Here is a 12584-nt window from a genome sequence, read left to right as displayed (position 1 = left end):
TTCACTCTCCTTTAATCTGTTTCATGACTTCTTCAAAAGTAAATTTTTCCGTTATCGCTGGGTGTGTGTATTTCTTCCAAGCCGTCTCGAATGAACAGTTGAAGGCGTGGGTTATCTCTACAAGTGCTGAAGCTACGTATTTTATGTTCATCCTGTTATCCCCCTTATGTGTAATCACGGATATAACTTAAAGCGGTACCTATCGCACCCTTCAATTCTTCTGCATCTTCCTGTGTCATGACATATTCTTGATCATTGATTGTTAGCACAACTAGTGTCTTGACTAACATTTTCTTTGTATCGACGCTGAATGTTTTCATATTGTTATCCCCCTTAGAGGGCCATAAGGCCCTTAGTATTCGCATAAGCATTTACTGCTGCGGTACGTAGTCGATGAATCCGCCCAAATCTGATTGGTACCACTCAGCTCCGCACTGCTCAAATGCGAATACTGAGATGTCTATAAAATCCTCACCTTCACATTCGCTCAACTCCGAATCTGGGAACCCTAAGTGCTTTAATTCCGCTCTGTTCTCCTCGCTATTTAATACTAGGACGTAATACAGACATTCTCCATCGCCGTCAGTTTCAACAACCTCCATGTTGTTCAGGACAAGTAACTTAGTTTTGACATCCATGTTCTATCTCTCCCTTTAGGCCATCTGGCCCTTAATTAATCCCCTGCATAATACCGTGTGTACTCGTTGTACAGTTGTGCCTTTGTCATCTTGTATACTTGCCTGGTCCCGTCATCAAAATGCTCATAATGCACGTATCCGTCTAAGTCCTCTATGTGGACTATTATCATGTCGTCTTCGTTGGCAAAGAGGCGATTTATTACGTGTACTTTTGCCTCCATGTGTTATCATCTCCCTTGGATTAGTTAAAATCTATAAAGCATCCACATCCACCAATTTCGAACATATCAATCTGCATATCTTTCTCGACTTCGTAGTGCAAGTCCCTGATTGTATAAGGTTCACCACTACGCTTCATGAAGCTATATCGCTTGACCATCATATGTTCGGGCGTTGCTCCTGCTGACGGGTGGATATATAACCTTGGCCGTTCTGCTCGATCATAAAAATAATCCCGATATGCATCATCCAGGCTCTGCAGTTCCACCTCTTCTACATCTGGCGGCAACTCCGCTGCTTTAATGTAACGATAGGCAGAAACGCAATTCCAAAGATGGTGTTCTTGCTCCATGATCTTCTGGAAGACCTCCGGCATACGATCTTTCAACAGCCTATAATGTCCTTGCCCAGCCTTCACACAGCGTCCACTGCAATTGTTGTGACTGAATCCGTAGTCGTACATTTTCGGCTGCCGAATGCCATGCTTTAGCAGGATTTTTTCTATCCATATGTTGTTCTCGATGAGCGGCATCTCCACCCGAAACGGGGCCCAGTTTCGAACTATCGCGTCCTGTCGATGCATCTCATCAAATCCGATCCCGAAGTATAGCGTGGAACCAGTGACAAAGTCCTCTGTCTTCAAGTACTGCTTGTTCCTCCACTTCTCGATTGCTGGAGACTCGCCTTTCTTCAAAAAATCACGAGCAACTTTCATTTTCAGCAGCTTTGAGCAGTCCCCGATCATGCTGTTGTATACAAGCTTCTTTTCAAACATGAGTTGCAGCGGATTAAGTCCGGTGCTGTGTGTCAACATTGGCAGTTGTAGTTTGTCGGATGCTTCGTTAATGAACCGATATAAATCCTCATGCTCCCAACAGGTGTCGGTAAAATACAGCAAAATGTTATCATTTGGATACTTCATTTTGACCCAGTCAGCAGTCGCGAAGCTGGCTTTACCTCCGCTGAAGAAGATGATGTGATTTTTCATAGGGTCATCTCTCCCTTGGCTGTAGCCATGTATTGTCTTACCTCTCTCTTACCTCTCCCTTAGGGGTTGATTTATGCCCTCTCACAAGTAACCAGATTCCCGTTTGCTTCTTGCTTGAACGTTTGCATTATTCGTATACCTGCCTGACGGAATAACAGTATTTCTCCCTCATTTCCGTCATATAGAAACTTCACTGCCGACTCACGCGTTTCAACGCCGCATCTCCGCAAATAGTCATTTGCACTAGCACACCATCTAGAATCGAACTTATATGGAACGTGTGAATTGTCATGTCCTTTTTTCGATATCCCAATAGTTCTTGACTTTTCATCCCAATATAAGTAAAGTTCCTTATTCTCTTCATTGAATTCTTTTTGCAGTTCTTTGCTAAGACATAAACGTTCATACTTATCAGCAGTAATAAACATTCCATTCGATCTGTTGTTTGTTTTTGATATAGGAACTAACATATAACCCCTCCATTTTAGAACATATGTTCGGTTTTTGCGACGTAAAGGGCCGCGATCATACAGTTTGTCTGCACGAAATAACATTTGTACTTTTATACAGTTTCTATTGACTGAGCTTTATCTAATATTGGTTGCAAATCCGTTCTAACTCTAATCTTATATTGCCGTTTCGCTTGCAACCTTCTGGCTTTTTCAATGTCTATCCGAATCTGTTTTAATCCATTGAAAAATGCTTGATTCTGCGGCTTCTGTACATATTCATAAAGTATTGATAGTAGTTCGTTTTCTAGTATTGCTTCGCGCCTTGCGATCTTAGACGCTTTCAGTTGTTTGCTCAGTTGCACCAGTTCTACAGCGTTCAATTTTCCGAACTCCAGTAGATGTCCGATGTCATTATATTCGCCTTCACGATACTCAATTTCATATCTTGCGCTAAGGGTTTTTGTTTGCATTATTTCACATGTTGTTAATAGGGAATCTATCACTTTTACTGGGTCTATTTTGTCCAATCTTGTCTACCTCCGATCAAGTCTTGGAATGTCTCAAGCGTCATTGCTACCAACCAGGGCCGACGATCTGTTCTAATAGCTACGATATCCGGCTTTTCACGTTCATCTAGTACCCATTGGTACAACTGGTTAAATCCACCTTTGCGACGTTTTACTTCTGCTTCCATGCCATTTGGCAATTTAACATCATTCCAATATCCATCCATCGCTCCTGATAAGGGTACTCGTTGACCGCCTACTAACTCAGCAAATTCACGTTCACCTCGTGCGCCTTTATCTCTTTGACTCTTCCCCACGCTGTAGCCTCCTATAATCGATTATGAGCCTCTTTAACGCTCGGATGATTAATGACACCATTTTCCTTTTCAAACCCCTAATATGATCATTTCTGTTCGTCTCACAACGTGTTAATTGCATCGGTCTTCCCCGATTGTTCCACCTGCAGTCCTAGCTAATCTTCCGCATTTGATGCACTGCACACCATAATTCCGTCTCTTAGGGCCTTTCTTCTTTGTATCTCGCTCTATAGCAATCTCTTGGATCATATCGTCAAGTTTTGATCTGAAATACTCTATAACTTGCTTGCGTGGTACACCTGAGTTAGTAGCATCGCTCATAGCAGTACATAGCTTTTCGTCAGCAAGGACAAGGTGAGGTTTAATGATCCAAGACCAGCTATCCCAAATATCATCAAGTCTTTGACTCATCGTTTTGACCACGGAATTAGATGGTTAATCGCGTTAAGCGTAGTACGCTCTTCTGCTCCAATGTATTTGGTATAATATCTGCGTTGCTCTATGATGATTTTGTGCTTATGTTCTTCGCAAATAGGTACCAGTGCCCATGTCTCATTTGCTTTGTTTGTACACTCTTTAACTTTGCATATCATCTGTTCTTTCCCCCAATCTCTTCTCAATTTCTTTTGATGCTGCTAATCTATCAAATTCCGTGGCGTAATCATCTAGGACTACAATGCATAGTTCGAATATTGTTGCTGCCGGCCAGTTCATTTCCATTTTCTCACACCTACAGGTGGTCTCCCTTGAGGCGGCGGCAGCTTGTCCACACGCTCTCGCTCTTCTGGAGTCATTTGTCTCGATGTGCAGATACCCGGCTTTCTAGATTCATTGTCATCATCACCCCTACGAGGTATAGGCATCTTTGACCGGCGGTGTGGGAATATATCAAGCATGCTTTAAGCCCCCTTTACGGCAACTGCATGGCCCTGTCATAACTAACGATCCGACCTGTTTTATAGCTACTCCTGATCCCCCACATTGACAACTCATAGGTTAATCCTCCCTTAAAATCGCTTATTGTTAATCCGGTAATCGTCGCCTTCAAGTTTGAATACCTTGGTGTTCATCATCATGCGTGAGAAATTCCGTGGCCCCACTTTTCGTTGTAACGTGTCCGATGTCAGGTTCGTTGTGTACAGGGTATGTCGTCCGCTGCGCCCGTCAATGATCTCAAAGAGCTTTTCGGTTGCCCAACTGTCTCCCTCTTCTTCCTTCCGCACCTTTTCGGCTCCAATGTCGTCTAGGGCTAGGAAATCGACCTTCGAGAGTACGTCTAGCAGCTCTGCTTCCGTGAAGTTCGAATCATCTCTGTATGTGCTCTTAACGATCGTTAGCAGTTTTGGCACTGAGATAAACAAGGATACGAATCCCTTATCACTCAACACCTTGCAAATTGAGTACGCTAGGTGTGACTTTCCTAATCCATACATACCTGAGAGCAACAAGTTAACAGGCTCATCTAGCAAAAAGCTGTCTGCATACTCCCAAGCCATGCTGTGAGCTTTTTCTAAGTTTGGGTTTAATAGCTGATAATTTTCAAAGCACGCATTTGCTAAGTCTGGGTTAACAGTGCTGTAACGTTCTATCATGTGTCTTACCTTCAGCTTCTGTTGCACTTTCTTAGCTTCGCGAGCCTGTTCGTTCTCCCAACATAAGCAGCCTCGCTTGTGTCTTGAGAGGTCACCCTTATTCGGCCCTCCGATTATCGGAGCTTCCACAACGATCACTTCATTGCCGCAGCCTTCGCATGTATATCTTTCAATCTCAGAAACCGAAGTCAATTCCGGCATTATGGTTTTCAACACGCTCCCTAGCGTTTGCAATCTTTCCACCGTCCTTGTTTTTAACTGGGAATACACTTTGCCAACCGTTCAAAATGGATTGTTCCAAGATTGCTATCTTTTCTTCATCGTTCGTCGCTAGTTTGTCTAATTTGCTCAGAAGCAAATCTATCGCTCTATCGGTCATAGGCTTTTTTATCTTCTTGCGGAATTCAACAAAAGATTCCAATGCATAATTTAAATCTGTGTTCGACGTGTATACGGCGAAGGTCTTTATATCTTTTAATTCTTTTATTCTTTCATTCTTTAAGTTCTTTACATTCTTGTTTGTGTTCACTTGTTGTTCAGTTGTTGTGCAGTTGTTGTTCACTTGATGTTCATCTTGTTGTTCACAATCTTGATAGTCAGGCCATGAAACTATTGATATTAAGCGGTTTTTATTGCTAGTTTGTTGTTCAATTTGTTGTTCGTTTTCGAACGATTTTAATATCCGTTGCACCTTACTTTCGTCGATGTTAAATTTTTCCGATATCGTCTTTCGACCGGTTATTAACTGCCCTGGTTGCAACGTTATTTTCTCTCCTGCGAACAACGTTTGATGCTCTTTATGAGTCGCATTTAAGAGCAGATACATCCATACGGCTATATAGTCGCTGTCCTTACATACGACCGGATTTTCAAGCGTCTTACGATGCAGCTTAATCCAGCCATCCATACCACCACCTACTTGCTTAAATACTTATCGTATAATTGCTTTCTGTAATTCTGGGCCCATAATCGCCCTTCACGTGTATAGTCAATCCAGTTGTGGCAGGTCCCAGTATTTACACTAGGACCACACAACATAGCAACATCATTTACAGTAGTCTCATCTAGCTTCCAGCGCCTCACAAGGTGAGCGCATTGTAGCGTTCCATACTCTGGGCTTCCTGCTTTGCCGCAGCGTTCACAGCAGCCCCCAGATCGCTCATATGCTGCCTGATATACTTCGGGGGATATTCTCCCCCGCATCTTAGTTGTTGGCTTAAAACGACGTGTCTTTGTCTTGGGTTGAGGGTTAAATGGTAATGTCATGCTGCATCACTCCTAAAATGGAAGATCACCATCTGATATATCAATTGGCTTGCTGCAGTCAGTAAATGGGTCTGTCGAGCCTGAGTTATCTTGCTGCTGACTGCGATTAGATTCCAAGAATTGAACATTATCAGCTACAACCTCTGTGACATAGCGCTTTCCATTGTCTGACTCCCACGATCTAACCTGAATACGTCCAACAACTGCTACAAGCTTGCCTTTATTGCTGTATTGTGCCGTGTTTTCTGCTGTCTTGCCCCACATAACTACTGGTAGAAAAGTGGTGGATTCGTCGTCTCCATATCTATCGTTGATAGCAATATTCGCATTTGCTACCGCCTTGCCATTCGGCGTGTAATTCAGCTTTATTTCGCTGCTCCATCTTCCAATTCCAATGAATTTGTTCAACACCCTTATCCCCCCAATCAGTAAAGGCTCAGCTCTGAGAAATGTTTGATTCGTTTAATCTTCTTGGTGAGACGACAGTATTCACATCTCTCACAGCGCAAAGGCTCAATCAGTCCTGCTTTGACCGCCTTCACTCGTTCGATATTGTTTTGCACTATCTGCAAGCTTGCTTCTATAATCTCGTAGTCAAAATAGATAATTTCATGGTCTGGAGGGTCCTGTTTAGTGACTACAACCATTTGCGGCAGCAGCCACTCATTGCCTCCTGTAAATAAGCGTTCTATCTCCGCATAAACGGCCATTTGAATTGTGTAGCCATAATGATCTAAGAAGTTCTCATACGCTTGAGCGTCCTTGTTCCACCACTTACCGTCTATTTCTTTGAGCGCCTTCAGGTCCGTGAATATCCCCACTTCAGGTTGATAACTATCAAGCATAGCCTTCCATGGGATACCAAACAGTTCCGCGCTCATAATGACTTCCTTTTGTCCTGCCAACGCCTTCATAACTAATGGATCATTCTGTAGGACTGTAATCATCTTGTTGCAATGTTGATAATTTGCCTTGAGCTGCCCTGCTGTCTTACCTGCACTAGCGTATATTTGAGGGTTATTAACTTTAAACTCTTCCAAAGTACCCTCGTTCCACGCGTGTACATAGTGTCCTTCATCAAACGCGTTTTTTTGGGGCTCTACATACTCCCCGCTGATCTTTGCCATTGCCTGTGCCTCACAGCCCCCGTATGAGGGCAGGAAGCTCTTAAACTGGCTCACAGACATGTAATGAAGGTTAGCTTCAAGACTGTAGTAATTCTCCTTAGTTAATTCCATCTGGATCACCTAATTTATCTTCTAACAGTGTCAAAAATGCTTCTGCATCGTCTTCACTTAACTGAGCTACACCTGATCCATACATGATCTGGCATTGACGCTCTAATAAATTAATTTTTTGCCCACTTTTTATCCATGTCTCTCTAATTTTTGTTTGAATTTCTTTAGATGCCTTTTGTTCGAACTTCTTTTGGAAAGCGTCTGGATCGTCATTATCAGTCGGTATATTGAAGAATTTCAGAATGAAATACTTTTCACCATAAGTTAATGCCTTCCCAACCCCCTTTTCTCCTGCAATATCCACACCTTGTGAGTACCAAGAACATTCAACTGTCTCAGAAGGGTTGTCCGCATTTACCCACGTCATTGAAAGTGTTAACTCAGTGAAATAGGTAGTTGTCTTCTTCGGCTTCTCCTTTTCAACAAACTCTATAGTTTCAGTTAACAGGTTCTTATCCAAAATTTTTGGGACTAATATCAAGCCCATCTCATTGATTTTGTCCCTAACTGACGCCAATACCTGAGCACTACCTGTATATTTGTATTGATTGGATGTAGCTTCTTTTTTGAGATAAGTAACCGACTTCCTTACCTCCAATAATTTTTGATATATGTTCATTTTTTCAGATGTCACCTTTACAACCTCCTAGAAAATGTGTTATTGTTTCCGTAAATAATTTTGTGAACGTAATTTCTTAGCTGCGGCTCCTACCCCGCGGCTAATTTACTTTTGACCCCTAGCGATCCGAAGCAGTTTGCAGTACTCGTCATAAAGCTCCCCACTTGGAAAATGAAACTGAGGCTGCTTGCCTGCAGGTAGAACAATCTTTCCGCCAACCTGATACAAGCAACGTTGAGCTGCCATATCTTCCTCGGCTTTTATTCGTACGGCCATCCTCACGACACATCGCCTCCCTTACTCATTACTAGCATTGCAGTTGCCAGAAACCCACCACAAGCCCCGATAATAAGCCCTAATAAAAACATTTAAAATCACTCCAGTCTATTGGTTTGCGGACTAACACAGGCTCTGCACACTCTGTAGCCTCTTTCATATGCTCTTCGCAATGTGGCTGCCTATCTTCATAGACTTCGTATTCTGCCAGCCGACCACATCCGCAACGAGGTATCATGCTACCACCGCAGGAATACCATATTTGCGCTCAAGCTGCCGAAGTTGTGCGCGGTATTGATTAGCTTCAACTGCATTTTCTGCATCCAACAACCGGTTATAAACTGGCATGTACTCCTTGATTGCACGTTGGACCATTCGTTCGTGCCACTTAGCCGTCTTGTCTACCATTAACGCGATTGCAGACTCTCTTTCGCCGTCTGTAAGCGCTTGCCAAGTTCCTGCCTTGATGATCATTTCAACTCATCCTCCCCAAGTAAACGTATTTGTACTTCTTCCAACTTCTCGACTACCATGCCAAGTGTAATGTAAGCTTGGCTTCCAAAAGGCAACGTACGTTTAATACCATTGATGGTCCGCATAACATACTTCAACTGCCTTGCAGCTTGGCGGTTCATATAAGTACATCGCCGCGTACACGTCGACCAGATGTCATAAGCCTATTCATCCGTCTTGTAATCTTGTACCATTGATGTTGTGCTGGAATCACCATTGGTACGATGAATTCTTCTTCCCACTTGTATGCACTAATACCACATGACAACCAGGTACCACCACACGTAATGCGCTTGACGATTGTTTCCATATACATTCCCCTTTCTTTATTAGCTCCGTTTTGGTACCCAAGCATCTACATAACGTAGTACCTCTGATAATTTAGTCCGTAATACATCCTTATAGCTTGTAACCACCCAACGGTCCTTTATCTCGTTGTGCAGTTGCCGGAATAATTGGCCGCGCTCCGACTTTGTTGGCTCAATGCTGCATACCTTGCTGGCAATCGCTTTTTGTAACCGTCGCTGCTCACCACTGTCTAGCGTTATCTGTGTGTCAACTTTTTGCTCCACCTGATCAAGACGTGTCTCCAACACTGGAACCTTTATCATCATCTCTGCTGTTTGTTGTAGAGCAATTGCCATAGCCTGGTTAGGAGATATTGTTGGTACACTTATCTGAGCCTGCTGGCTCATACGTTTGAACTCAGAGATAAACTTGACTTTCATTTTCATTGCCTTTGCAGTCGTATAACTCATTGCAACCAATACAAATGCTTCTTCTGTTAATTCAAATTTTGGATAAGTTCTCCCTCGTTCATTTCGATAAGTTGACTCCTCAAAATTGCGGAGTGAGAATTCCATCTCTTCAGCTTCGTTAAGTTTGTCGATTTGACTCCTGATGTCTCGAAGAACATCATCATGTTCTTTTTCGAACTCCGAAGCGATCATCAAACTATCCGTTACTGCTCGTCCATTCTGTATAAATACCAGTTGTTGGTTCATATAGATTGTTCTCCTTTCATATTGGATACTACTTGTTAGACTTCTTGCTATCCCTCCATCTTCTTACGTCTTCTTTTTCAGCCCTCCTTGTACCATCTATCTGATAATTAGGTATTCCACCAGCACTAGGATGACGATCGAAAAATTCATACACTTTACGTCTACTAATTTGGAATATATCTGCTATATTCTGTGCGGACATCTCGTCCGGCAACTTGTCCCAGTGAATTATTTTCTCTCTCACCATTACTCAATCTCCTTTCTAAACAGCAATTCTCTTTTTCGTTTTTCGTGGATCATCTACTTCTTCAATGTAAAAATAGTCATCAAACTTTCCGCCAAATACCTCCATTACACCCGCGATAAATTGATTCCCAGGAACATTATGACGATCATCAGTTACAGGAAGCTTGTTTCTCCATACTTGAGTCACATTGACATTTAACATATCTGCAAGCTCTTTATCAGTTGTAATATCTTTATCAATTTGAGCCTTCATTAACTCTTTAACTTTTAGCCTTACTACATACTTTTTCATATAATCCTCCCCTCTAGTTGCATTCTCGCAATTTATTATTTTATATATTTCGTGCTCGCAATTTAATTATATTACAGTGATTTCGTTAGCGCAATACAAACAAAGATAATAATTGCGTGTACGCAATACTTGTGGTATTATGATTTCAACCATTAGATGAAGGGAGATTTTTGAATCTCAATGAACGAAATTAAAATCGGAGACCTAATTAAAGATGCACGGATAACAAATGGGTATAAAACAAAGAAAGAGTTTGCTGACGTTACTGGTGTTTCGCCAGCAACTTTAAGTCGCATAGAGAATAATACTCAGGCTCCTACACCAGAGACATTGATAAAGATTTCAAAACATTTAAATAACATTACATACGGCGATCTGATGAAAGCAGCTAATTACTTTGAAGGTATAGACCCAGAACATGAAAAGTTTCTTGTTGGGCTTTTGAATGAAAATGAAGAACTAGACAATAAAATTTTGGATATGCTTGACACTTGTTTAATGTTTATGTCTGTTGATAGTTCATTACATAAAAAATTAGTTAATTTAGTTAATGTATCTGATGATTATTATGATTTATATGAAGACGCTGATAACGCAGAAATTAAATATTTATACATACAAAATGACTTTGATATTGACACAAAAAAACGAATTTCTGATGATCTCAACAACTTAATATTGAAATTTTCTCCAAAACTAAAGGAATACTTTAATAAAAACAGAGAAATAAAACCAGTACCCTTGATCGGTTCTATCTGTGCAGGCAATGGATTGATACCCAACGAAGATATTGAGGAGTACATTAACTTTCCATTTTTAAACAACCAACAACCGGATTACGCATTGCGAGTAAGAGGCGACTCAATGAAAAACGCAGGGATTGAGCATGGAGATGTGGTATTTCTCCGTAAAGCATCTTGGGTCGAATTTAATGGGCAAATAGTTGCAGTTATTGTAAATGGAGAAGAAGGAAGCCTAAAGAGACTTACATGGTCAGAAGGTTCAGCTCAGTTCACATTAAAACCTGAGAACGATTCTTATCAGTCTGTGGAGGTGAGTCCAAATGAAATGACTATATGTGGCCTTTATGCTGGCCATTACAGACCAGCATTTAGTAAATAATCAACCAGAGGAGTGTCTTTTGTGAAAGGTAGTTTTTATAAAAGAGGAAGTACATGGTCCTATCTAATTGATATAGGTAAGGACCCTAAGACAGGAAAAAGGGTACAAAAAGGGAAAGGGGGGTTTAAAACTAAAAAAGCCGCTCAAGATGCAGCGGCAGATATCATCTCTAATATAAATCGAGGTACATTTGTAAAAGAAATCAAGATGGATTTTGAAGAATTATCAAGACAATGGCTTGAACATTATAGTAAGCATGGTAAACCAAAAAAAGATGGAACCATCCGTATTCGGAGCAATGAAAGAGACTCACTGTTAACGTGTTTAGCAAAATTGATTACTAATGAGATCTCTCATGATGACTATCAGAACGCACTCATAAAGCTCAAAGATGGGGACTATGACGAAAACGGTGACGCAATAAAAAAACCACTAGCCTATAACACGTTATCTGGGGTTCACAGTACCGGAGGAATGATTTTTAAATATGGTTTAAAAATAGGTGCAGTTAAAAGTGACCCCACCGCCAATGCATACGTGCCAAAAAGTGAACTGACAGTTGAGGAGCTTGAAAAAAATGAAGAAATCCCAAATTATTTGGAGAAGGAGGAACTTATTCAGTTTCTTAATACCGCACGAACTCATGGTTTAGACAAGGACTTTGAGACCTTCAGTACTCTTGCATATACTGGAATGAGAGTGGGCGAATTGTGTGCCTTTAAAGAAACTGATATTGATTTCGTAGATCATAAGATTAGAATAACTAAAACATTATATAATCCGAACAATAACTACAAGAAATATAAACTTAACACACCAAAAACGCCGTCATCCATCCGAGATATTGATGTTGAACCTGAAATAATAGATGGCTTTAATAATCTTCTAACAATTCAAAAGCTAGAAAAGGCAAAAAGACCCGATATTTTTCATGACAAAGGATTTGTATTTGCAAAAACCGGACAGTATGCAGGCTATCCAGAAGTAATAAAAATGGTTGAATTAAGAATGAAAAGACTTTTGAAACTAGCAGGTTTAAACCAAGAACTAACTCCTCATTCTTTACGACATACTCACACATCCTTGCTTGCTGAAGCAGGCGTAAGTCTTGAACAGATTATGCATAGACTCGGACATGCAGACGATGTTATAACGAGAAAAATTTATTTACACATAACCAAACCAAAAAGAAAAGAGGCATCTCAAAAGTTCGGCGAACTAATGAGAGCCTCTAAAAAAATCGATCCTGAGTTAACAAATTGTTAACAACGTACTATTTTTATAAGAAGAACCCTT

At 41.1% G+C, this 12584-nt stretch carries 24 protein-coding genes; 2 read left to right on the top strand and 22 right to left on the bottom strand.

Annotated elements, in window-relative coordinates:
- Position 1 precedes the first annotated feature (1 nt).
- The 22 genes from QP775_RS14605 to QP775_RS14500 all read right to left on the bottom strand — a co-directional run bounded on the left by QP775_RS14605 (position 2) and on the right by QP775_RS14500 (position 10166).
- Positions 2-151 (bottom strand): hypothetical protein, encoded by a 150-nt coding sequence (locus QP775_RS14605; protein WP_285107041.1) that lies wholly within the window; start codon positions 149-151, stop codon positions 2-4.
- Between the two features lie 13 nt (positions 152-164).
- On the bottom strand, positions 165-320 hold the full coding sequence (locus QP775_RS14600) for a hypothetical protein (protein WP_285107039.1): 156 nt from the start codon (positions 318-320) through the stop codon (positions 165-167).
- 51 nt (positions 321-371) lie between these two features.
- Positions 372-638: a hypothetical protein gene (locus tag QP775_RS14595; RefSeq protein WP_285107037.1), complete on the bottom strand. Its 267-nt coding sequence runs from the start codon at positions 636-638 to the stop codon at positions 372-374.
- Between the two features lie 241 nt (positions 639-879).
- Positions 880-1845 carry a phosphoadenosine phosphosulfate reductase domain-containing protein gene (locus QP775_RS14590; protein ID WP_285107035.1) on the bottom strand — a complete coding sequence of 322 codons (966 nt, stop codon included), beginning with the start codon at positions 1843-1845 and terminating at the stop codon, positions 880-882.
- 71 nt (positions 1846-1916) lie between these two features.
- Positions 1917-2315 (bottom strand): hypothetical protein, encoded by a 399-nt coding sequence (locus tag QP775_RS14585; RefSeq protein ID WP_285107033.1) that lies wholly within the window; start codon positions 2313-2315, stop codon positions 1917-1919.
- A 92-nt stretch (positions 2316-2407) separates the two neighbouring features.
- Positions 2408-2824, bottom strand: a complete 417-nt coding sequence (locus tag QP775_RS14580) for a hypothetical protein (RefSeq protein WP_285107031.1) — start codon at positions 2822-2824, stop codon at positions 2408-2410.
- Complete coding sequence (locus QP775_RS14575) at positions 2812-3120, bottom strand: hypothetical protein (RefSeq protein ID WP_285107029.1); 309 nt, start codon at positions 3118-3120, stop codon at positions 2812-2814. The genes QP775_RS14580 and QP775_RS14575 overlap by 13 nt, the downstream gene beginning before the upstream one ends.
- A 111-nt stretch (positions 3121-3231) precedes the next feature.
- Positions 3232-3531, bottom strand: coding sequence for a hypothetical protein (locus QP775_RS14570; protein ID WP_285107027.1), 300 nt, complete (start codon positions 3529-3531; stop codon positions 3232-3234).
- Between the two features lie 299 nt (positions 3532-3830).
- Complete coding sequence (locus QP775_RS14565; protein ID WP_285107025.1) at positions 3831-4016, bottom strand: hypothetical protein; 186 nt, start codon at positions 4014-4016, stop codon at positions 3831-3833.
- Positions 4017-4127: 111 nt separating this feature from the next.
- Positions 4128-4925, bottom strand: a complete 798-nt coding sequence (locus tag QP775_RS14560) for an ATP-binding protein (RefSeq protein ID WP_285107024.1) — start codon at positions 4923-4925, stop codon at positions 4128-4130.
- Positions 4888-5619: a hypothetical protein gene (locus QP775_RS14555; protein ID WP_285107022.1), complete on the bottom strand. Its 732-nt coding sequence runs from the start codon at positions 5617-5619 to the stop codon at positions 4888-4890. The genes QP775_RS14560 and QP775_RS14555 overlap by 38 nt, the downstream gene beginning before the upstream one ends.
- A gap of 8 nt (positions 5620-5627) precedes the next feature.
- The gene (locus QP775_RS14550) at positions 5628-5978 is read right to left on the bottom strand and encodes a hypothetical protein (protein WP_285107020.1); all 351 of its coding nucleotides are present in this window, start codon (positions 5976-5978) and stop codon (positions 5628-5630) included.
- 12 nt (positions 5979-5990) lie between these two features.
- Positions 5991-6389 carry a single-stranded DNA-binding protein gene (locus QP775_RS14545; RefSeq protein ID WP_285107018.1) on the bottom strand — a complete coding sequence of 133 codons (399 nt, stop codon included), beginning with the start codon at positions 6387-6389 and terminating at the stop codon, positions 5991-5993.
- A 14-nt stretch (positions 6390-6403) separates the two neighbouring features.
- A complete protein-coding gene (locus tag QP775_RS14540) occupies positions 6404-7216 on the bottom strand; it encodes a PD-(D/E)XK nuclease-like domain-containing protein (protein WP_285107016.1) in 813 nt (270 codons plus the stop codon).
- On the bottom strand, positions 7203-7850 hold the full coding sequence (locus tag QP775_RS14535; protein WP_285107014.1) for an ERF family protein: 648 nt from the start codon (positions 7848-7850) through the stop codon (positions 7203-7205). The genes QP775_RS14540 and QP775_RS14535 overlap by 14 nt, the downstream gene beginning before the upstream one ends.
- A gap of 90 nt (positions 7851-7940) precedes the next feature.
- Complete coding sequence (locus tag QP775_RS14530) at positions 7941-8117, bottom strand: hypothetical protein (protein WP_285107303.1); 177 nt, start codon at positions 8115-8117, stop codon at positions 7941-7943.
- 228 nt (positions 8118-8345) lie between these two features.
- Positions 8346-8585, bottom strand: a complete 240-nt coding sequence (locus QP775_RS14525; protein WP_285107013.1) for a hypothetical protein — start codon at positions 8583-8585, stop codon at positions 8346-8348.
- Positions 8582-8710: a hypothetical protein gene (locus QP775_RS14520; RefSeq protein WP_285107011.1), complete on the bottom strand. Its 129-nt coding sequence runs from the start codon at positions 8708-8710 to the stop codon at positions 8582-8584. Before QP775_RS14520 ends, QP775_RS14525 begins: the two co-directional genes overlap by 4 nt.
- Before the next feature lie 32 nt (positions 8711-8742).
- Positions 8743-8934: a hypothetical protein gene (locus tag QP775_RS14515; RefSeq protein ID WP_285107009.1), complete on the bottom strand. Its 192-nt coding sequence runs from the start codon at positions 8932-8934 to the stop codon at positions 8743-8745.
- Positions 8935-8953: 19 nt separating this feature from the next.
- Positions 8954-9628 (bottom strand): Rha family transcriptional regulator, encoded by a 675-nt coding sequence (locus QP775_RS14510; protein ID WP_285107007.1) that lies wholly within the window; start codon positions 9626-9628, stop codon positions 8954-8956.
- A gap of 28 nt (positions 9629-9656) precedes the next feature.
- Positions 9657-9875 carry a MerR family transcriptional regulator gene (locus QP775_RS14505; protein ID WP_285107005.1) on the bottom strand — a complete coding sequence of 73 codons (219 nt, stop codon included), beginning with the start codon at positions 9873-9875 and terminating at the stop codon, positions 9657-9659.
- Positions 9876-9890: 15 nt separating this feature from the next.
- The gene (locus QP775_RS14500; RefSeq protein ID WP_285107003.1) at positions 9891-10166 is read right to left on the bottom strand and encodes a hypothetical protein; all 276 of its coding nucleotides are present in this window, start codon (positions 10164-10166) and stop codon (positions 9891-9893) included.
- Between the two features lie 180 nt (positions 10167-10346).
- Between QP775_RS14500 and QP775_RS14495 the strand changes: the two genes are divergently transcribed.
- Positions 10347-11288 carry a helix-turn-helix domain-containing protein gene (locus QP775_RS14495; protein ID WP_285107001.1) on the top strand — a complete coding sequence of 314 codons (942 nt, stop codon included), beginning with the start codon at positions 10347-10349 and terminating at the stop codon, positions 11286-11288.
- 21 nt (positions 11289-11309) lie between these two features.
- Positions 11310-12554 carry a tyrosine-type recombinase/integrase gene (locus QP775_RS14490; RefSeq protein ID WP_285106999.1) on the top strand — a complete coding sequence of 415 codons (1245 nt, stop codon included), beginning with the start codon at positions 11310-11312 and terminating at the stop codon, positions 12552-12554.
- The last annotated feature ends 30 nt before the right edge of the window (positions 12555-12584 follow it).

The sequence above is a fragment of the Paenibacillus sp. UMB4589-SE434 genome (assembly GCF_030226685.1).
Lineage (GTDB): Bacteria > Bacillota > Bacilli > Paenibacillales > Paenibacillaceae > Paenibacillus_B.
This window is presented reverse-complemented; position numbering and strand designations above follow the sequence as displayed.

What these genes read in the sequence shown, in the direction of transcription:
- QP775_RS14605 (WP_285107041.1), bottom strand. Translation starts at nt 151, where the DNA reads ATGAACATAAAATACGTAGCTTCAGCACTTGTAGAGATAACCCACGCC.
- QP775_RS14600 (WP_285107039.1), bottom strand. Translation starts at nt 320, where the DNA reads ATGAAAACATTCAGCGTCGATACAAAGAAAATGTTAGTCAAGACACTA.
- QP775_RS14595 (WP_285107037.1), bottom strand. Translation starts at nt 638, where the DNA reads ATGGATGTCAAAACTAAGTTACTTGTCCTGAACAACATGGAGGTTGTT.
- QP775_RS14590 (WP_285107035.1), bottom strand. Translation starts at nt 1,845, where the DNA reads ATGAAAAATCACATCATCTTCTTCAGCGGAGGTAAAGCCAGCTTCGCG.
- QP775_RS14585 (WP_285107033.1), bottom strand. Translation starts at nt 2,315, where the DNA reads ATGTTAGTTCCTATATCAAAAACAAACAACAGATCGAATGGAATGTTT.
- QP775_RS14570 (WP_285107027.1), bottom strand. Translation starts at nt 3,531, where the DNA reads ATGAGTCAAAGACTTGATGATATTTGGGATAGCTGGTCTTGGATCATT.
- QP775_RS14565 (WP_285107025.1), bottom strand. Translation starts at nt 4,016, where the DNA reads ATGCTTGATATATTCCCACACCGCCGGTCAAAGATGCCTATACCTCGT.
- QP775_RS14555 (WP_285107022.1), bottom strand. Translation starts at nt 5,619, where the DNA reads ATGGATGGCTGGATTAAGCTGCATCGTAAGACGCTTGAAAATCCGGTC.
- QP775_RS14550 (WP_285107020.1), bottom strand. Translation starts at nt 5,978, where the DNA reads ATGACATTACCATTTAACCCTCAACCCAAGACAAAGACACGTCGTTTT.
- QP775_RS14540 (WP_285107016.1), bottom strand. Translation starts at nt 7,216, where the DNA reads ATGGAATTAACTAAGGAGAATTACTACAGTCTTGAAGCTAACCTTCAT.
- QP775_RS14525 (WP_285107013.1), bottom strand. Translation starts at nt 8,585, where the DNA reads ATGATCATCAAGGCAGGAACTTGGCAAGCGCTTACAGACGGCGAAAGA.
- QP775_RS14520 (WP_285107011.1), bottom strand. Translation starts at nt 8,710, where the DNA reads ATGCGGACCATCAATGGTATTAAACGTACGTTGCCTTTTGGAAGCCAA.
- QP775_RS14515 (WP_285107009.1), bottom strand. Translation starts at nt 8,934, where the DNA reads ATGGAAACAATCGTCAAGCGCATTACGTGTGGTGGTACCTGGTTGTCA.
- QP775_RS14510 (WP_285107007.1), bottom strand. Translation starts at nt 9,628, where the DNA reads ATGAACCAACAACTGGTATTTATACAGAATGGACGAGCAGTAACGGAT.
- QP775_RS14505 (WP_285107005.1), bottom strand. Translation starts at nt 9,875, where the DNA reads ATGGTGAGAGAGAAAATAATTCACTGGGACAAGTTGCCGGACGAGATG.
- QP775_RS14500 (WP_285107003.1), bottom strand. Translation starts at nt 10,166, where the DNA reads ATGAAAAAGTATGTAGTAAGGCTAAAAGTTAAAGAGTTAATGAAGGCT.
- QP775_RS14495 (WP_285107001.1), top strand. Translation starts at nt 10,347, where the DNA reads ATGAACGAAATTAAAATCGGAGACCTAATTAAAGATGCACGGATAACA.